This is a genomic window from Tabrizicola sp., assembly GCF_016792905.1.
Taxonomy (GTDB): Bacteria; Pseudomonadota; Alphaproteobacteria; order Rhodobacterales; family Rhodobacteraceae; genus Tabrizicola.
Genome location: NZ_JAEULP010000009.1, coordinates 1 through 15,852, shown reverse-complemented (window position 1 = coordinate 15,852; position 15,852 = coordinate 1). Strand labels below are relative to the sequence as shown.

The window sequence follows — 15,852 nt, the reverse complement described above, 5'->3', positions numbered from 1 at the left end:
GCGGGATGGCTGTGGCGATAACGGGCGACAATATGGGGCAGGCGGGCGTCTTCCGGCGCCAAGTGCTTTACATCCCCGGCTACGACCCCTTTCCGCCCCGTCGCTACCGCGAGCTGTACCGGACCGAGGGCGCGGCGCAGGCGGCGGTGTCGGGCTATGAACTGGCGATCCAGCCGCGGGCGGGGGAAACCTATGGCTGGCGCGTGGCGGCGGAGATCGAGGGCCGTTCGGTCGAGGCGGAGGTCGAGGTGCTGGTCTGGTCGGACCTCGTGAAGGGCTCGATGGGGCGGGGGATCCTTGGGACCTATGCGCAACTGGCGCGGACGGCCTGGCTTTATGTGTCCTCGGGGGCGCTATTGCGTCTGATCCGGCTGCGCAAGGGGCCGATGATTGCGGCGCTGTATCCGGCGGTGGCGCTGGTGGCGCAGGCTTTGGTCGCGGCGCTGGTGGCCGGGCTGGTGGTCTGGCTGGGGGCGGGGTTGCCCTGGGGGACCGGCTGGCTTTTGGCGCTGGCGGCGGGCTGGGCGGTGCTGGAGGGGTTCCGGCGCATCGACCATCGGCTGTTCGTCTATTACCTGATGCATGACTATGCCTTCACCACGGTCGAGGGCGGGGCCTATCCGGCGGTGCTGGAAGCCCGGCTGGCCGGTTTTCGCGACCGGGTGCGGGCAGCACTGGCCAGCGGGGTGGACGAGGTGCTGGTCGTCGGCCATTCCTCGGGCGTGCATCTGGGGGTGTCGGTCCTGGCGGACCTGATCCGCGAGGGGGTGCCGGAGGGACCGGCGCTGGGGTTCCTGAGCCTCGGGCAGGCGGTGCCGATGGTGTCCTATCTGCCGGGAGCGGGGCGGCTGCGCGGCGATCTGGCCTATCTTTCGGCGAGGGAGGAGTTGACCTGGGTCGACGTGACCGCGCCGGGGGATGGGTGTTCGTTTGCGCTGTGTGACCCGGTGGCGGTTTCAGGTGTGGCTCCGCCGGGGCAGCGCTGGCCCTTGATCCTTTCGGCGGCCTTCACGCAGACCTTGAGCCCGGAAACGTGGCAGGCCCTGAAGCGGCGGCACTTCCGCCTGCATTTTCAGTATCTCTGCGCCTTCGACCGGCCGGGCGACTATGATTATTTCCGCATCACGGCGGGGCCGCTGACACTGGCGGAACGGTTCCGGGGGCGGAAACCGTCGGCGAGCCGGATCGTCACGCCGCTTTCTCCGTTTCGGACTGTCGCATGACGGCGCCTTTGCCCCCGAAGCCCGAACCGAGGGCGGACAAGGTTTCGCTCTGGGGCCACCTTCGCGCGTTCCGGCGGGACATCCTGTCGGCGCAACCGGCGCGGCTGTATCGGGCCTGGATGGCCGAGTTCCGCACGCCATTCTTCGAGAGCTACCTCTGCAACGACCCGGCTCTGGTGCGGCTTGTGCTGGATGAGCGGCCCGCCGATTTCCCCAAGTCGGACCGGGTGACGGAGGGGTTGCGGCCGCTCCTTGGCCGCTCGGTCTTTGTGACCAACGGCGAGGAGTGGCTGCACCAGCGGCGGATCATCGACCCGGCCTTCGAGGGGGGCCGTGTGAAGGAGGCGTTTCCGGCGATCTGGGCGGCGAGCGAGGCGGCGGTGGCGCGGATGCAGCCGGGCGAGGTCGAGGTGGAGCTGGCGGCTAGCCATGCGGCGGCGGACGTGATTTTCCGCACGCTCTTCTCCATCCCGATCGAGGATGGGGTGGCGCAGGCGGTGTTCCATGAGTTCCGGGCCTACCAGCGGTCGGCGCCGATCCTGAACCTTGGGGCCTTCCTGCCCTTGCCGCGCTGGATGCCGAGGCTGCACCGGGGGGCGACGAAGCGGTCGGCGAAGGCGATAAGGGGGTTGATCGAGGGGCTGACGCAGGCCCGGGCAGCGGCGATCGCGGCGGGGACCGCGCCTGCTGATCTGGCGACCAAGATCATGACGACGCCGGACCGGGTGACGGGGGCGACCTTCGGGACGGCGGAGATGGTCGACCAGGTGGCGATCTTCTTCCTGGCGGGGCATGAGACGAGTGCGTCAGCCTTGGGCTGGGCGCTGTACCTGCTGGCGGCGCATCCCGAGGCTCAGGAACGGGTGGCGGCGGAGGCTGTGGCGCTTAGGCCGGAGTTCGGGGTGGTGGGGTCCTTGCGCTTCACCCGCGATGTGTTCCGCGAGGCGCTGCGGTTGTACCCGCCGGTGCCGATGCTGGTGCGCGAGACGGTGCAGCCGGAGGAGTTCCGGGGCAGGGCGGTGAAGCGGGGGGCGCAGGTGGTGATCAGCCCCTGGCATCTGCACCGGCATGAGCGGCTGTGGGAGCGGCCGGATGAGTTTGATCCCGACCGCTGGGCAGGCGAGGGCAAGGAGGCGGCGCGGGAGGGCTATCTGCCGTTCTCGCGGGGGGCGCGGGTCTGTCCGGGGGCGGGGTTCGCGATGCTGGAGGGCACGCTGATGCTGGCGCATCTGGTGCGGGCCTTCCGGTTTCAGGCGGTGGAGGGGCGGGTGCCGGTGCCGGTCGCGCATTTGACGGTGCGGGCGCGGGACGGGATCTGGCTGCGGGTGTCGCGGCGGGACGGTGGGATTGCACCCACCCTACAAACGCGGACCTCGGGTTGGGCGCCAGCCCACCATCCGGCGACGGTGAAGCGGGCGTAGGGTGGGTGCAAACCCACCGTCCGGCGTCAGAGAAGCTCCACCCGGTAGCTTTCGATGACGGTGTTGGCGAGGAGCTTCTCGCACATCGCCTTGACGTCCGCCTCGGCCTTTGCCGCGTCGGTCTGGGCGAGGTCCAGTTCGATCACCTTGCCCTGGCGCACGCCGCTGACGCCCTGGAACCCGAGTGAGCCGAGCGCGTGGCGCACTGCCTCGCCCTGCGGATCGAGGACGCCCTGTTTCAGCATGACGGTGACGCGGGCTTTCATCGGGGCCTCCGGTTTTGCAGGTTGCCCGGTCCTTAGCGAAGGGCCGGACGGCGGGCAAGGGGCCCTAGTTGATCAGCGTTGGCTTCGTCGTGTGCGTGACGTTCGAGGGCAGGACGCCCAACCGCCGGGCGAGTTCCGTGTAGACATCGGCCATCGGCTGTGGGTCGGGGATCGTGCCGTCGGGGCGTTCGGGCTGGCGCATGTCCCACAGGCGGCAGCTGTCCGGGCTGATCTCGTCGGCGACGATCAGGCGCATGAAGTCGCCCTCCCATATCCGGCCGACCTCGATCCTGAAATCGGCCAGGCGGATGCCGACGCCCATCATCACGCCCGAGAGGAAGTCGTTGACCCGCAGCGAGAGGGCGACGATGTCGTCGAGGTCCTGCTGGCTGGCCCAGTTGAAGGCGACGATGTGTTCCTCGGCGACGAGGGGGGAGTTCAGCTTGTCGTCCTTGAAGTAGTATTCGACGATCGGGCGCGGCAACTGGGTGCCTTCGGGAATGCCGAGCCGCGAGGACAGGGGGCCGGCGGCGAAGTTGCGCACCACGACTTCCAGCGGGATGATCTCGGCCATGCGCACCAGCTGCTCGCGCATGTTGATGCGGCGGATGAAATGGGTCGGCACGCCGATCTGGTTGAGGCCCGCCATGAAGAATTCCGACAGGCGGTTGTTCAGGACGCCCTTGCCTTCCAGAGTCGCGGGGGCGGCGACCGAGGGCGCGCTGTCGTCCTTGAAGTACTGGACCAGCGTGCCGGGTTCGGGGCCTTCGTACAGGATCTTGGCCTTGCCTTCGTAGACCTTCTTGCGCCGTGCCATGGTTCACTCGATCAGGGGGGCGGCGACAGGGCTTCGACCTTCAAACCGCTTTCCTTGGCCTATAGTCCAAGGGGGCAATACCCGCAAGGCGCGAGGGGGCTTGCGGTGCGGGGGCCGTATAGGCATATGGGGGGAAACGCCAGACCTGCGGGGGACCCCATGACCACGTTCGACGACCGCGAGCACGCTTTCGAGGCCAAGTTCGCCCATGACAGCGAGATGCAGTTCCGGGCCGAGGCGCGGCGCAACAAGCTGGTCGGGCTCTGGGCGGCCGGGCTGATGGGCAAGGCGGACGAGGCGGCGACGGCCTATGCCATGGAAGTCGTCAGCGCCGATTTCGAGGAAGCCGGCGACGAGGATGTGGTGCGCAAGGTGGTGGCCGACCTTGCGGGCAAGGCCAGCGCGGAGGAGGTGCGGGCGAAGATGGCCGAACTCCTGCCGGTCGCCAAGGGCCAGCTTCTGTCCGAAAGCTGAGGCCCCCGTGTCAGACGTCGAGGCGCGGTTCCGCAGGGGGCCGCGCTTTTTTGTTGTCGGGGCGGCCGGTCTTCGCCGTGTCCTTGGCGAAGTTGAGCCGAAGGCCAAGACAGGATGAGGAATATGAAATTGCCTAGGATCGCAACCCATGGCAGAGGGAGTGTGATGGGCTCGCCTGAAGGAAGCGAAGAATGACCGATGCACTGACCCGTATGCTTGCCGCGCGTGACTGGTTGATGGCCGATGGGGCGACGGGGACCAACCTGTTCAACATGGGCCTGTCGTCGGGCGAACCGCCGGAGTTCTGGAACGTCGAGAAGCCGGAGAATATCCGCAAGCTTTACGGCGACGCGGTGGCGGCCGGGTCGGACCTGTTCCTGACCAACACCTTCGGCGGCAACGCGGCTCGGCTGAAGCTGCACCAGGCGCAGGGCCGGGTGCGCGAGTTGAACCGGATCGGCGCGGAACTGGGGCGCGAGATTGCCGACAAGGCGGGCAGGTCGGTGGTCGTGGCGGGCTCGATGGGCCCGACGGGCGAGATTTTCGAGCCGATGGGCAGCCTGACCCACGCGCTTGCGGTGGAAATCTTCCACGAACAGGCCGAGGCACTGAAGGAAGGCGGCGCGGATGTCCTTTGGGTCGAGACGATCTCGGCGCCCGAGGAGTATCGCGCGGCGGCGGATGCGGCCCTGCGGGCAGACATGCCCTGGTGCGGCACGATGAGCTTTGACACGGCTGGGCGGACAATGATGGGCGTGACGTCGTCGTCGATGGCCGAGATGGTCGAGCGGATCGTGAACCCGCCGATCGCCTTTGGCGCAAACTGCGGCGTCGGCGCGTCGGACCTGATGCGCACGGTCCTTGGGTTTGCCGCGACCGGGACGGAACGGCCGATCATCGCCAAGGGCAATGCGGGCATCCCGAAGTATCATGACGGGCATATCCACTATGACGGCACGCCGGAGCTGATGGCGGAATATGCGGTCATGGCACGGGATGCGGGCGTGCGGATCATCGGCGGCTGCTGCGGCACGATGCCGGAACACCTGCGCGCGATGCGGGTGGCGCTGGAAAGCCGCCCGAAAGGCAACCGGCCCTCGCTGGAGACGATCCAGGCGAAGCTGGGCGGGTTCTCCTCGGCGTCGGACGGGACGGGCGATGATGCGGGCGCGGGCCGCAGGGAACGCCGGGGCCGGAGGGGCTGAACGGTCGGGGCAGGGGCAAAATCCTTCGAAGGATTTTGGCAAATCTTTTCGAAAGGATTTGGCTCCTGGTTGCGGCCGGTCAGAACAGCGTCAACTGGTCCCCGGCCTGTGGCGGCGGGCGGAAGAGGTCGCAGCGCAGGTTCGGAAGCCCTTCGCCGAGCCCCAGTCGCTTGCGCGCCAGATCGGCGCGGCGGTGGATCAGCTCGGCCCAGAGGCCCTGGCCGCGCATCCTTGTGCCGAATTCAGGGTCATAGTCGCGCCCGCCGTGCAATTCGCGCACCCGGCCCATGACGCGCGCGGCACGGTCGGGGAAGGTCGCCTCCAGCCAGTCGCGGAAGAGCTGCGCCACCTCCAGCGGCAGGCGGAGGGGGATGGTGTTGGCGGCTTTCGCCCCGGCGTCGCGACCCGCCTCCATCACCGCCTCAAGCTCGTGATCGGTCAGTGCGGGGATCAGCGGCGAGACCTGGATGCGGACGGGCACCCCGGCTTCGGCCAGGCGGCGGATGATCTGCAACCGGCGCTTCGGTGCGGGCGCGCGAGGCTCCATCTTCCGCGCCAGCGTTTCATCGAGTGTCGTGACCGAGATCGAGACCGAGGCGAGGCCCTGCGCGGCCATAGCCGCGATCAGGTCAAGGTCACGTTCGATGGTGGTGCCCCGCGTCGTGATCCAGACCGGATGGCGGAAGGCCGCCAGCACCTGAAGCACCTCGCGCATGATTGCGTGGTCGCGTTCGATGGGCTGGTAAGGGTCGGTGTTGGTGCCGATGGCAAGCGGCCGAACCCGGTATGAGGGCTTGCGAAGCTCGGCCTCCAGCACCTTGGCGATGCCGGGTCGGGCGACGAGGCGGGTCTCGAAATCGAGGCCGGGCGAGAGGTTCAGCCAGGCGTGGGTCGGGCGGGCATAGCAGTAGATGCAGCCATGTTCGCAGCCACGGTAGGGGTTGATCGAGCGGTCGAAGGGCAGGTCGGGCGAGCGGTTGAAGGTGATTGCCGAGCGCGGACGTTCCAGCCGAACCTCGGTCGCGATCAGGCGCTCTTCCTCGGGGATGTCCCAGCCGTCATCGACGGCTTCGCGATCGGTTGCCTCGAACCGGCCGGCGCGGTTCGTTTCGGCCCCCCGCGCACGGATGCGCTGGCCGGGCAGGATGGTTGGCTTGTCGATCATGCGGAGAGGCTAGAACGAAAGAGGAACATACGCCACCACTTTCCGCTTCGCGACGACTTCCTGTCGGCTTTCATCCGGTGTATGTCGCTTGTCGCATAGTGACCGCGTCGCTTTCGGATCATCACCATGTCAAACCAATCGCTTGGAGCGCAGCCATGGCCGACGAAGACGAAATCATCCTGTCCGAGCTGTCGGATGACGAGCTTGTGCTTCAGATGCACGATGACCTCTATGACGGTCTCAAGGAAGAGATCGAAGAGGGCGTCAACATCCTGATCGGCCGCGGCTGGGCGCCCTATGACGTGCTGACCAAGGCGCTGGTCGCGGGCATGACCATCGTTGGCGCCGACTTCCGCGACGGCATCCTGTTCGTGCCCGAGGTTCTCTTGGCCGCCAACGCGATGAAGGCCGGGATGCATATCCTGAAGCCGTTGCTGGCCGAAACCGGCGCGCCGCGCATGGGCAAGATGGTGATCGGCACCGTGAAGGGCGACATCCACGACATCGGCAAGAACCTTGTCGCGATGATGATGGAGGGCGCGGGCTTCGAGGTGCTGGACCTGGGCATCAACAACTCGGTCGAGAAGTATCTGGAAGCGCTGGAAAAGGAACAGCCCGACATCCTGGGCATGTCCGCGCTTCTGACCACGACCATGCCCTACATGAAGGTCGTGATCGACACGATGAAGGAAAAGGGCCTGCGCGAGGAGTACATCGTTCTGGTGGGCGGCGCGCCCCTGAACGAGGAATTCGGCAAGGCCATCGGTGCGGACGCCTACTGTCGCGATGCCGCGGTGGCGGTGGAGACGGCGAAGCAGTTCGTCGCGCGCAAGCATAACCAGCTGAACGGCTGACGCATTCGCAAGGGATGCACGGGCAAGTGATTCGGGCGGGGCTTGCACAAAGCCCGCCCGAAGCGCAGATTGAAGGTCAGGGAGACGCGAGATGCCCTTGACTCATTTCCTTGGATTGATCGCCCTGGTGATCTTCGCCGCCGGCCTCACGATCTGGCTGGCGGTCTGGACCGGGGTTCCCTTCGCGGCCCTGGCCTTCGCGGCGCTTTCGGCGAGCGTGATCCTGACCTGGACCCGCGTCAGCCGGTAAGGCCCAAGCCATGGACGACCTCACCCTTTCCGAAACCGGGCTTCCGCCTGCCCATGCGGGCCGCATCCTCTTGATCGCCTGCGGGGCGCTGGCGCATGAGATCCTGGCGCTGAAGGCCGCGAACGGCTGGGCGCACATGGACCTGCAATGCCTGCCCGCCAAGCTGCATCTCTGGCCCGACCGGATCATCCCGGCGATGGAGGCGGCCGTCGCCGAGGCGCGGGACCGCTACGAGACGATCTTCGTCGTCTATGCCGATTGCGGCACCGGGGGTCAGTTGAAAGTGGCCTGCGACCGGCTGGGCATCGAGATGGTCGAGGGCCCGCACTGCTATTCCTTCTTCGAGGGCAACGCGAAATTCGCGGCGGCGGCGGACGAGGAGTTTACCGCCTTCTACCTGACCGATTTCCTGGTCCGGCAGTTCGATGCCTTTGTCTGGCGGCCGATGGGGCTCGACCGGCATCCGGAGCTGCGCGACATGTATTTCGGCAATTACACGAAGCTGGTCTACCAGGCGCAGCTGGACGACCCCGCTCTGGATGCCAAGGCGCAGGACTGCGCCCGGCGGCTGGGGCTGGACTACGAGCGGCGCCTGACCGGCTATGGCGATCTTGCAGTGACGCTGGGCCGCGTTGCAGGCTAGGCGGCGAAATCGGTGATCACCGCGACGCCGGGCGCGGTGGGGCCGTCGAAGGCGCGCAGTTCGTCGGTAGCCTGCGACAGGGCGACCGTGCGGGCGAGGATGGGGCTTACGTCGATGCGGCCGGTCTCGATCAGCGAGAGGAGCGTCGGGTAGCGCCAGGCGGGCATCCCGCGGGTGCCGAAGACCGACAGTTGCCGCATGTAGAGCGTGTTCATGTCGATCTGCATCTGCGCGGTGTGGCCGACGGGCAGGCCGACCTGGACATGGCGGCCAAGCGGACGGAGGCATTTCAGCGAATTGTTCGCCGTGGCTTCGATCCCCAGCGCCTCGACGCTGACATGCGCGCCGCCGCGGGTGAGTTCCACGATACGGGCCGCCACGTCGCCCTCGCGGGCGTCGAATGCGGCTTCGGCGCCGAGGGAGAGGGCATGGGCAAGCTTTTCCGGCACCACGTCGACGACGATCACCCTGGCACCGAGCGCCTTGCCGATGAGAAGGCAGGAGAGCCCGATCCCGCCGGTGCCATGGACCGCGAGCCATTCCCCGGCCTGGAGCGCGGCCCGTCCGGTCAGGGCATGGAACGCGGTGGTGACGCGGCAGCCGAGGCCTGCGGCAAGGGCAGGCGACAGGCTTTCGGGCAGGCGGGTCAGGTTGTGGGCGTGGGGGACCGAGACATATTCGGCATAGGCGCCCCGGTCGCCGAAGCCCGGCACGCGCTGGGCGCGGCAGGTGGTGGTCTGGCCCGAGCGGCATTCGGGACAGTCGCCGCAGGCGAGGATGAAGGGGGCGATGACCCGGTCCCCGGCTTTCCATCTGGCCAGCGGCCCGGCCTCGACCACCTCGCCGCAGTATTCGTGGCCGGGGATGTCGCCGGGTTTGACCTTGGGGTGCTCGCCGACCCAGCCGTGCCAGTCGCTGCGGCAGATGCCGCAGGCGAGAGCCTTCAGGACCACGCCATCCGGTTCGCAAGCGGGATCGGCGACGGTTTCGAGGCTGAGGTTTTCGCGGTAGGCGCGAAGGACGGCGGCGCGCATCAGGGTCTCCGGAAGTGGTTCAGGCAGAAGACCCGGATCGCCGAGGCAAGGCCCTCCTCTCCGCGACGCGCAGCGTCGATTTCGGCGGCGAGGGCGTTGAGGGGGGTGTCGTTCTCGGCGGCGATGGCGCGGAAGGCGTCCCAGAACTCGGGTTCGAGGGAGACGCTGGTGCGGTGGCCGTGGAGGGTGAGAGAGTGCTTGGCGGGGCGGGTGGTCATGGCGGGAGCGTAACGTAACGGTTGGCGTTGTCACCGGAGTTTTCGAAAACTCCGGTTCGGACCCTTTGAAGGGTCCGATACGATTTCTTCGAAGAAATCGTTTACGTGACCCGGCGGATAGGTTCGCGGTTGCAGAAAATGACGAACTGTCCGGCGTTCTCGACCACCGGAAATCCCCGTCGCTTCATCTCGTCGAGAAAGGGCGCTCGACCAACGTAGCGTTCCACTTCACGAACCTTTCGGCGAATGACCCCACCTTCCCGTGCCGCTTGCGATGAGAACAGGTGAGAAATCCATTGGCCGGACGACAGGAATTCCGGCATGACAGTCATCTGCGCACCTCCTGGCGGAAGTTTGCCAAGGCAAGGTTAACGTCCGGTTACTCCGTCTCCCGCCGGTGCCCGTCCAGTGTCCGCGTGGCCTTCTCGGCCCGCGCCTTCTCAAGCTCCCGCTCGGCCTTCGTCCGGCCGTGCTTCGCCGCATTGGCATCCGCGGCTGAACGGGCGGCCTTTCGGGCCGCCTGCTTTTTCGCCTGCCGCAGGTTGACGATCTCGGCCATCAGCCTTGCCGTTCAGCCCTTGGGGCCGACCATGTCTTCGGGGCGGACGATGCGGTCGAAGGTCTCGCCATCGACGAAGCCGAGTGCGATGGCCTCTTCGCGCAGCGTCGTGCCGTTCTTGTGCGCGGTCTTGGCCACCTTGGTCGCGTTGTCATAGCCGATGGTGGGGGCCAGTGCCGTTACCAGCATCAGCGATTCCTTCATCAGCTTCTCGATCCGGGCGACATTGGCTTGCGTGCCCACCACCATGTTGTCGGTGAAGCTGGACGCCGCATCGCCCAGAAGCTGGATGGATTGCAGGACGTTGTAGGACATCATCGGGTTGTAGACGTTCAGCTCGAAATGCCCCTGCGAACCCGCAAAGCCCACCGCCGCGTCGTTGCCCATGACCTGCGCGCAAACCATTGTCAGCGCTTCGGCCTGGGTCGGGTTCACCTTGCCCGGCATGATCGAGGAGCCGGGTTCGTTCTCCGGCAGGATCAGCTCGCCCAGACCGGAACGGGGGCCGGAGCCGAGGAGGCGGAGGTCGTTGGCGATCTTGAAGAGCGAACCGGCGACCGTCTTCAGGGCCCCCGAGAACATGACCATCGCGTCATGCGCGGCCAGTGCCTCGAACTTGTTGGGCGCGGTGACGAAGGGCAGGCCGGTGATCGTGGCGATCTCGGCGGCCACGCGCTTGTCGAAGCCGACCTTGGTGTTGAGGCCGGTGCCGACGGCGGTGCCGCCCTGCGCCAGTTCGTAGATGTCGGGCAGGCACATTTTCACCCGGGCTATCCCCTTGTCGACCTGGGTCGCGTAGCCGGAAAATTCCTGGCCCAGGGTCAGGGGCGTCGCATCCTGGGTATGGGTGCGGCCGATCTTGATGATGTCCTTGAACTCGCGCGACTTCGCCCAGAGCGCCGCCGAGAGCTTCTCCAGCCCCGGGATCAGCACGTCGCGGGTGTGCATGCCGATGGCGACATGCATCGCGGTCGGGAAGGTGTCGTTCGAGGACTGGCCCATGTTCACATGGTCGTTCGGGTGGACCGGCTTCTTCGAGCCCTTGACGCCGCCCAGCATCTCGATGGCGCGATTGCTGATCACCTCGTTCGCGTTCATGTTCGACTGGGTGCCCGAGCCGGTCTGCCAGACGACCAGCGGGAAGTTGTCGTCGAAGCGGCCTGCGATAACCTCGGTCGCGGCGGCGGCGATGGCATCGCCCAGTTCCCTGGAGATGTCGCCCTGCGCCATGTTCACCAGCGCGCAGGCCTTCTTGATCACGCCGAGCGCACGGATGATCGGGACCGGCTGGTGTTCCCAGCCGATCGGGAAGTTGATGATCGACCGCTGGGTCTGCGCGCCCCAGTACTTGTCGGAGGGAACCTCCAGCGGGCCGAAGCTGTCGGTTTCGGTACGGGTCGCGGTCATGGCGGTCTCCTGCTGGCTCTCGCCCGCCCCTTAGCGCTGCGGGCGGACAAAATCAATTGGCATACATTGGTATACCAAGATTCTGCCGCAAATGCCGCAGCTTTCAGGCGCGGCGGAAGCGGTAGACGGTGGCGGGCGGCAGGTTGGCCCAGACCTTGTTGCCCTTGTTCACCGTCAGACCCAGCGTGGCGATGGTTTCGGGCGGCAGGGGCGGGCGGGGGCCGTAGGTGAACTGCACATAGCGGCCGCGCGGGGCGAGAATCGCGAAGGCGGCGGCGACGATGCCCTCCCGTACTTCGGAGGGCATCGACAGCAGCGGCAAGCCGGAAATTACCGTCGATACGCCGGACCCGACCAGCCGCGCCGCCTCTTGCGCGGGAAGCTGGTGCACGGTCACGCCAGGGAATTTCTGCCGGAGATAGCCGACGAATTCCTCGTCCAGCTCGAACAATGTCAGGTTTTCGGGTGGCACGCCGCGCGCCAGGATCGCTTCGGTGAAACGCCCGGTGCCGGGGCCGAACTCCACGACCGGTCCGCTTTTCGGCCCAAGGCCAAGGGTCATGGCCCGGGCCAGTGTGCGGGACGACGGCGCGATGGCAGAGACCTGCCGCGGGTTCTTCAGCAATCTTCGACGGAAGAGGGCGAGATCGCTCATCAGTGTTTGCGGAACTGGTCCAGGGATACGATTTCGGCGTCCTGGCGCGCGGGTTCTTCCTCTGCCTCGACCTCGATGTCCTCGTCGTCCTCGTCTTCGTCCTGTTCCTGGGTTTCGAAGCGCAGGCCGAATTCGACGGAAGGGTCGACGAAGGTGCGCAAGGCGTCGAAGGGGATCACCATCGGTTCGGGGTTGTTGCCGAAGTTCAGGGTCACGCTGAAGCCCTCGTCATTCACCGACAGGTTCTCGAACCAGTGCTGGATCACCACGGTCATTTCCGTCGGGTAGCGTTCCTTCAGCCAGTCGGCGATCTGCACGTCGGGATGCGTGGTGTCGAAGGTGATGAAGAAGTGATGCGCGCCGGGCAGTCCGTGCTCGGCCACTTCGGTCAGGACCGACTGGATCAGGCCCCGCATCGCGCGGTGCATGAGATTGCCATAGTCGATACTGCGCGCCATGAGCCGTCCCTTTTCGCTTGGGTGCAGCATAGGGGATTCGGGGGCCAAGGGAAGGGGTGGAAGCGCCCGCCCGGCGAGGCTTCGTCAAAGAACCGCCGCTGCCGCAGAGGCGAGTGCAGAAAGCATCAGCACAACCAGAAGCGGCATATGCCGGACCAGAAGTCCCCAGGCCGCGAACGCTGCGATCAGCAGGGGCAGCAGGCGCAGGGTGCCGGGGTCAGGCAGGGACAGGTGCAGGGGACCAAGGCCGAATTCGGGAACGCTGGCGAACAGCACATGCAGCGCGAACCACAGCGAAAGGTTGGCGATGACGCCGACGACCGCTGCGGTGATCGCCGCCAGGGCGCCCGAAAGGCGCGGCATATGGGTCAACCTCTCGATGAAGGGGGCTCCGGCGAAGATGAACAGGAAGCAGGGGACGAAGGTCATCCACAGCGCGATGGCTGCCCCTGCCAATCCCATCGCCCAGCCGCCGGTCTGATGCGCGGCCATGAAGCCGACGAATTCGTTGACCAGGATCAGTGGCCCCGGCGTGGTTTCCGCCAGGCCCAGCCCGTCCATCATCTGCGGCAGGGTCAACCAGCCCTTCGCCTGCACCACCTCCTGCGCCATCCAGGCAAGGACCGCATAGGCGCCGCCAAAGGTCAGGACCGCGAGCTTGGAGAAGAAGACACCGATTTCGGCCAGGCGCTCCGGGGCAGTCAGGATCAGAAGCCCAAGGGGGATCAGCCAGACGGCAAGCCAGATCGCCGCCGCCTTCGCCGACTGCGCGAAGACCGCTGGCGGCTCCGGGGCCGCGTTGTCTTGTGGTCCCGAAGGCGAACGCAGAAAGCCCCAGGTCGCGGCAGCAAGGATGATCAGCGGGAAGGGCAGCTTGAAGACGAAGAGGCCTGCAAAGGCGGCGACGGCAATGACATGGGCCTCACGCGATTTCAGGGCGCGCTTCGAGACGCGGATCAGCGCTTCCACCACGATGGCGATGACTGCGGCCTGAACCCCGGTGAAGAGCGCCGCGATGATCGGAACCTGCCCGAAGGCGGCATAGATCAGGCTGAGGCCAAGGACGACGAAGGCGCCGGGCAGCACGAAAAGCCCCCCGGCGATCAGGCCGCCTTTCACCCCGTGCAGGCGCCAGCCGATCCAGGTGGCCAGCTGCATCGCCTCGGGTCCCGGCAAGAGCATGCAGAACGACAGGGCGCGCAGGTAGTCGGCCTCGCCGACCCAGCGCTTTTCGTCCAGGATGATCCGGTGCATCAGCGCGATCTGCGCCGCCGGGCCGCCGAAGGACAGGAAGCCGACCTTGGCGAAGGTGTGGGTCAGTTCCGAAAGGGATGGCTCGCTCATTCTTTCCGTCCGGCAGGCCAGTCATGGCCTTCCTCGTGCCCGTCACGCGCCCAGCGGTAGAGTGCGTCGTAAAGCGCGATTCCGGCGTCGAGCTGCGCGAGGTCATCGCGGTACAGGCGCGAGAGGCCGACGGAGAGGGCCAGGAGACCTGCCGCTTGTGGCGCAAGGTCGTGCCGGTCGGTATCTGCACCCCGGACCACGGTGGCCAGACGGTCCAGCGCCTCGGTGTGCAGGCCGAAATCGTCGAGGAGGGCGTCGAAGCTGCACTTCTCGCCCCGGTGGCTGAAGGTGACGTTCTCGATGTCATAGGGGATGGCGCCGAAGCGGTCGGCGACGGGTTCGACTTCGGCGGGTGCGACATAGAGGAAGCGCGCGGTCGGGTCGATGAAGCGGCGGATCAGCCAGGGGCAGGCAATGCGGTCGATCTTGGGGCGGTGGCGCGTGACCCAGGGGGTGCCGGGGGCGGGGAGCGCGGCGAGGGGAAGCATGGGCAGGCCTGCTGCCTCCCAGGCGAGGGTGCCGCCCTCCAGCACCTCCGCCTGCCAGCCCTGGGAGCGGAGCCAGGCAGCCGCACCCTCGGACAGCTTCTTGCCCTTGGTGCAGGCAACGATGGCCCGTCCCGGCAGGTCGGTCATCGCGGCAATCGCCGTGTGCGGGAGGTGACGCGAAGTCGGGATCATGCGCGGCAGGGCGGCGACGTCTTCCGCGGTCCGCACGTCGAAGATGACCGGGGCTTCCGGCGTGCCGATCAGGCGGAACGCCTGGGCGGGGGTGATCTGTCCGAACTGGGGCATGGGGTGCATCCTTTGGCCGAGGGGTCAGGGATGCGACACTTGGGCCGAAGCCTCACGGGGCGGGCGCGGACCCCATGGGCAAGGGGTAGGCGCTGGCGGGCGAGGGGTCAAGAGGTCAGCCGACGGGTTTGGTCAGTTCGCGCAACAGCTTCAACCGCAGGGTCTCGGCGTAGTCCTGCAATCCCCGGGCGGTGACGACGAAGCCGCCGGGCGTGATGATCCAGCGCCGGTAATAGGTGGTGATAGGATAGGCGGGGCCGGGATCTTCGATGGCGATCGCGTTGATCACGAGGCCCGCCTCGACGGCCTCGGCATGGGCCTTGGCATCGGTGAAGCCGGCATTTTCCTGCCCGTCGCCCGAGATGTCGATGACCTTGCGACGACAGTCGGGCACGGCGGCAAACTGGGCGGTCGCGAAGCGGAGTCCCTGGCCGACGGCCGTGTCGGAGCCAGAGAACGCGCGGGGCAGGGCGGCGGCGCGGGCGGCGAAGCGGGTGACATCCGGGTCGGAGAGCATGCGCTGCCAGGGAAGGACCAGGGCCTGCTCGGTGGTGCCGGACCACTGGACGACGGCCAGCGCGACCTGGCCCGCGACCAGTGCCTCGGCGACCTCGGGGTCGGACAGGGCGAAGGCCAGCCCCTCGGTCTGGAGCCGGTAGTCGCCCCTGTCGATCGAGCCGGAGACGTCGATGGACAGAAGCAGCGCCGTCTCGCAGGCGAGGGCGGGCTGGGCGGTCAGGCAGGCAAGGAGAGCGGCGCGGAGCATCGTTTGACGATGGGGCCGCAAGGCAGAGGTGGCAAGGGAAAGGAAGGTGCAGGTTTCTGTCGCCAGGTCCCATTTTCCCGAAGTTTGCGCGAGCCTTCCAGATGGGGTGTGAGGTACCGGATTCTGTTGCCAGGCTCCGGCGGGCCCCGCCTTACGGTGCTAACCGCAAGGGCTTAGTTTTGGTCTTGCGAGCCGCTTACGCGGCCAGCGCCACCGGAGCACGGTTGTCGTTGGCAACTGTGATCATGGACCGATAACGGTGGTACCTCACCGAGCGAAAGCTGGCCTCTTTGGTCGTT

Annotated in this window: 20 protein-coding genes and 1 other RNA gene; 7 read left to right on the top strand and 14 right to left on the bottom strand. The window is 66.9% G+C overall.

All coding sequences use genetic code 11. The features are described from left to right. Positions 1-5 precede the first annotated feature (5 nt). Positions 6-1,223: a hypothetical protein gene (locus tag JNL31_RS01310; protein WP_294968856.1), complete on the top strand. Its 1,218-nt coding sequence runs from the start codon at positions 6-8 to the stop codon at positions 1,221-1,223. Beyond that, positions 1,220-2,644, top strand: coding sequence for a cytochrome P450 (locus tag JNL31_RS01305; protein ID WP_294968853.1), 1,425 nt, complete (start codon positions 1,220-1,222; stop codon positions 2,642-2,644). The genes JNL31_RS01310 and JNL31_RS01305 overlap by 4 nt, the downstream gene beginning before the upstream one ends. A gap of 26 nt (positions 2,645-2,670) precedes the next feature. Here JNL31_RS01305 and purS read toward each other — a convergent pair whose 3' ends face one another. Together purS and JNL31_RS01295 are read right to left on the bottom strand one after the other, a co-directional pair. Continuing rightward, positions 2,671-2,910 carry a phosphoribosylformylglycinamidine synthase subunit PurS gene (purS, locus tag JNL31_RS01300; protein WP_294968849.1) on the bottom strand — a complete coding sequence of 80 codons (240 nt, stop codon included), beginning with the start codon at positions 2,908-2,910 and terminating at the stop codon, positions 2,671-2,673. Between the two features lie 64 nt (positions 2,911-2,974). Continuing rightward, positions 2,975-3,727 (bottom strand): phosphoribosylaminoimidazolesuccinocarboxamide synthase, encoded by a 753-nt coding sequence (locus tag JNL31_RS01295; protein WP_294968846.1) that lies wholly within the window; start codon positions 3,725-3,727, stop codon positions 2,975-2,977. Positions 3,728-3,886: 159 nt separating this feature from the next. On the opposite strand from JNL31_RS01295, the gene JNL31_RS01290 reads away from it, so the two are divergent. Together JNL31_RS01290 and bmt are read left to right on the top strand one after the other, a co-directional pair. Next, positions 3,887-4,201: a DUF1476 domain-containing protein gene (locus JNL31_RS01290; RefSeq protein WP_294968843.1), complete on the top strand. Its 315-nt coding sequence runs from the start codon at positions 3,887-3,889 to the stop codon at positions 4,199-4,201. A gap of 191 nt (positions 4,202-4,392) precedes the next feature. Then, the gene (gene bmt, locus JNL31_RS01285) at positions 4,393-5,406 is read left to right on the top strand and encodes a betaine--homocysteine S-methyltransferase (protein WP_294968840.1); all 1,014 of its coding nucleotides are present in this window, start codon (positions 4,393-4,395) and stop codon (positions 5,404-5,406) included. Positions 5,407-5,485: 79 nt separating this feature from the next. Here the strand turns inward: bmt and JNL31_RS01280 are convergent, their stop codons facing one another. Continuing rightward, positions 5,486-6,571, bottom strand: coding sequence for a PA0069 family radical SAM protein (locus tag JNL31_RS01280; RefSeq protein WP_294968837.1), 1,086 nt, complete (start codon positions 6,569-6,571; stop codon positions 5,486-5,488). Positions 6,572-6,726: 155 nt separating this feature from the next. On the opposite strand from JNL31_RS01280, the gene JNL31_RS01275 reads away from it, so the two are divergent. From JNL31_RS01275 to JNL31_RS01265, 3 genes are all read left to right on the top strand, one after another. Then, entirely contained in the window at positions 6,727-7,425 is a 699-nt protein-coding gene (locus JNL31_RS01275; RefSeq protein ID WP_294968834.1) for a B12-binding domain-containing protein, read from the top strand. Between the two features lie 91 nt (positions 7,426-7,516). Further along, the gene (locus JNL31_RS01270; RefSeq protein ID WP_294968831.1) at positions 7,517-7,675 is read left to right on the top strand and encodes a hypothetical protein; all 159 of its coding nucleotides are present in this window, start codon (positions 7,517-7,519) and stop codon (positions 7,673-7,675) included. Between the two features lie 10 nt (positions 7,676-7,685). Continuing rightward, positions 7,686-8,318: a DUF1638 domain-containing protein gene (locus tag JNL31_RS01265; protein ID WP_294968828.1), complete on the top strand. Its 633-nt coding sequence runs from the start codon at positions 7,686-7,688 to the stop codon at positions 8,316-8,318. Here JNL31_RS01265 and JNL31_RS01260 read toward each other — a convergent pair. The 11 genes from JNL31_RS01260 to ssrA form a co-directional block, all read right to left on the bottom strand. Then, complete coding sequence (locus tag JNL31_RS01260; protein WP_294968825.1) at positions 8,315-9,352, bottom strand: zinc-dependent alcohol dehydrogenase family protein; 1,038 nt, start codon at positions 9,350-9,352, stop codon at positions 8,315-8,317. The two genes, JNL31_RS01265 and JNL31_RS01260, sit on opposite strands and share 4 nt — an antisense overlap. Then, a complete protein-coding gene (locus tag JNL31_RS01255; protein WP_294968822.1) occupies positions 9,352-9,570 on the bottom strand; it encodes a ribbon-helix-helix domain-containing protein in 219 nt (72 codons plus the stop codon). The genes JNL31_RS01260 and JNL31_RS01255 overlap by 1 nt, the downstream gene beginning before the upstream one ends. Before the next feature lie 101 nt (positions 9,571-9,671). Then, positions 9,672-9,902 carry an N-(5'-phosphoribosyl)anthranilate isomerase gene (locus JNL31_RS01250; protein WP_294968819.1) on the bottom strand — a complete coding sequence of 77 codons (231 nt, stop codon included), beginning with the start codon at positions 9,900-9,902 and terminating at the stop codon, positions 9,672-9,674. 47 nt (positions 9,903-9,949) lie between these two features. Further along, positions 9,950-10,129 carry a DUF4169 family protein gene (locus tag JNL31_RS01245; RefSeq protein WP_294968816.1) on the bottom strand — a complete coding sequence of 60 codons (180 nt, stop codon included), beginning with the start codon at positions 10,127-10,129 and terminating at the stop codon, positions 9,950-9,952. A gap of 12 nt (positions 10,130-10,141) precedes the next feature. Further along, a complete protein-coding gene (gene fumC / locus JNL31_RS01240; RefSeq protein WP_294968813.1) occupies positions 10,142-11,536 on the bottom strand; it encodes a class II fumarate hydratase in 1,395 nt (464 codons plus the stop codon). 103 nt (positions 11,537-11,639) lie between these two features. Beyond that, complete coding sequence (locus tag JNL31_RS01235) at positions 11,640-12,191, bottom strand: methyltransferase type 12 (RefSeq protein WP_294968811.1); 552 nt, start codon at positions 12,189-12,191, stop codon at positions 11,640-11,642. Further along, positions 12,191-12,649, bottom strand: a complete 459-nt coding sequence (locus tag JNL31_RS01230) for a ClpXP protease specificity-enhancing factor SspB (RefSeq protein WP_294968808.1) — start codon at positions 12,647-12,649, stop codon at positions 12,191-12,193. Before JNL31_RS01230 ends, JNL31_RS01235 begins: the two co-directional genes overlap by 1 nt. Positions 12,650-12,733: 84 nt before the next feature. Beyond that, positions 12,734-13,993 (bottom strand): chromate efflux transporter, encoded by a 1,260-nt coding sequence (chrA, locus tag JNL31_RS01225; RefSeq protein ID WP_294968805.1) that lies wholly within the window; start codon positions 13,991-13,993, stop codon positions 12,734-12,736. Then, on the bottom strand, positions 13,990-14,787 hold the full coding sequence (locus JNL31_RS01220; RefSeq protein ID WP_294968803.1) for a sulfurtransferase/chromate resistance protein: 798 nt from the start codon (positions 14,785-14,787) through the stop codon (positions 13,990-13,992). Before JNL31_RS01220 ends, chrA begins: the two co-directional genes overlap by 4 nt. A gap of 115 nt (positions 14,788-14,902) precedes the next feature. Then, complete coding sequence (locus JNL31_RS01215) at positions 14,903-15,553, bottom strand: DUF1194 domain-containing protein (protein ID WP_294968800.1); 651 nt, start codon at positions 15,551-15,553, stop codon at positions 14,903-14,905. 112 nt (positions 15,554-15,665) lie between these two features. Beyond that, positions 15,666-15,852: a transfer-messenger RNA gene (gene ssrA / locus JNL31_RS01210) on the bottom strand; the annotation flags it as partial.

Excerpts from the sequence above, each read along its gene's own strand:
- JNL31_RS01310 (WP_294968856.1), top strand. The coding sequence starts at position 6 with ATGGCTGTGGCGATAACGGGCGACAATATGGGGCAGGCGGGCGTCTTC.
- JNL31_RS01305 (WP_294968853.1), top strand. The coding sequence starts at position 1,220 with ATGACGGCGCCTTTGCCCCCGAAGCCCGAACCGAGGGCGGACAAGGTT.
- purS (WP_294968849.1), bottom strand. The coding sequence starts at position 2,910 with ATGAAAGCCCGCGTCACCGTCATGCTGAAACAGGGCGTCCTCGATCCG.
- JNL31_RS01295 (WP_294968846.1), bottom strand. The coding sequence starts at position 3,727 with ATGGCACGGCGCAAGAAGGTCTACGAAGGCAAGGCCAAGATCCTGTAC.
- JNL31_RS01290 (WP_294968843.1), top strand. The coding sequence starts at position 3,887 with ATGACCACGTTCGACGACCGCGAGCACGCTTTCGAGGCCAAGTTCGCC.
- bmt (WP_294968840.1), top strand. The coding sequence starts at position 4,393 with ATGACCGATGCACTGACCCGTATGCTTGCCGCGCGTGACTGGTTGATG.
- JNL31_RS01280 (WP_294968837.1), bottom strand. The coding sequence starts at position 6,571 with ATGATCGACAAGCCAACCATCCTGCCCGGCCAGCGCATCCGTGCGCGG.
- JNL31_RS01275 (WP_294968834.1), top strand. The coding sequence starts at position 6,727 with ATGGCCGACGAAGACGAAATCATCCTGTCCGAGCTGTCGGATGACGAG.
- JNL31_RS01270 (WP_294968831.1), top strand. The coding sequence starts at position 7,517 with ATGCCCTTGACTCATTTCCTTGGATTGATCGCCCTGGTGATCTTCGCC.
- JNL31_RS01265 (WP_294968828.1), top strand. The coding sequence starts at position 7,686 with ATGGACGACCTCACCCTTTCCGAAACCGGGCTTCCGCCTGCCCATGCG.
- JNL31_RS01260 (WP_294968825.1), bottom strand. The coding sequence starts at position 9,352 with ATGCGCGCCGCCGTCCTTCGCGCCTACCGCGAAAACCTCAGCCTCGAA.
- JNL31_RS01255 (WP_294968822.1), bottom strand. The coding sequence starts at position 9,570 with ATGACCACCCGCCCCGCCAAGCACTCTCTCACCCTCCACGGCCACCGC.
- JNL31_RS01250 (WP_294968819.1), bottom strand. The coding sequence starts at position 9,902 with ATGACTGTCATGCCGGAATTCCTGTCGTCCGGCCAATGGATTTCTCAC.
- JNL31_RS01245 (WP_294968816.1), bottom strand. The coding sequence starts at position 10,129 with ATGGCCGAGATCGTCAACCTGCGGCAGGCGAAAAAGCAGGCGGCCCGA.
- fumC (WP_294968813.1), bottom strand. The coding sequence starts at position 11,536 with ATGACCGCGACCCGTACCGAAACCGACAGCTTCGGCCCGCTGGAGGTT.
- JNL31_RS01235 (WP_294968811.1), bottom strand. The coding sequence starts at position 12,191 with ATGAGCGATCTCGCCCTCTTCCGTCGAAGATTGCTGAAGAACCCGCGG.
- JNL31_RS01230 (WP_294968808.1), bottom strand. The coding sequence starts at position 12,649 with ATGGCGCGCAGTATCGACTATGGCAATCTCATGCACCGCGCGATGCGG.
- chrA (WP_294968805.1), bottom strand. The coding sequence starts at position 13,993 with ATGAGCGAGCCATCCCTTTCGGAACTGACCCACACCTTCGCCAAGGTC.
- JNL31_RS01220 (WP_294968803.1), bottom strand. The coding sequence starts at position 14,787 with ATGCCCCAGTTCGGACAGATCACCCCCGCCCAGGCGTTCCGCCTGATC.
- JNL31_RS01215 (WP_294968800.1), bottom strand. The coding sequence starts at position 15,553 with ATGCTCCGCGCCGCTCTCCTTGCCTGCCTGACCGCCCAGCCCGCCCTC.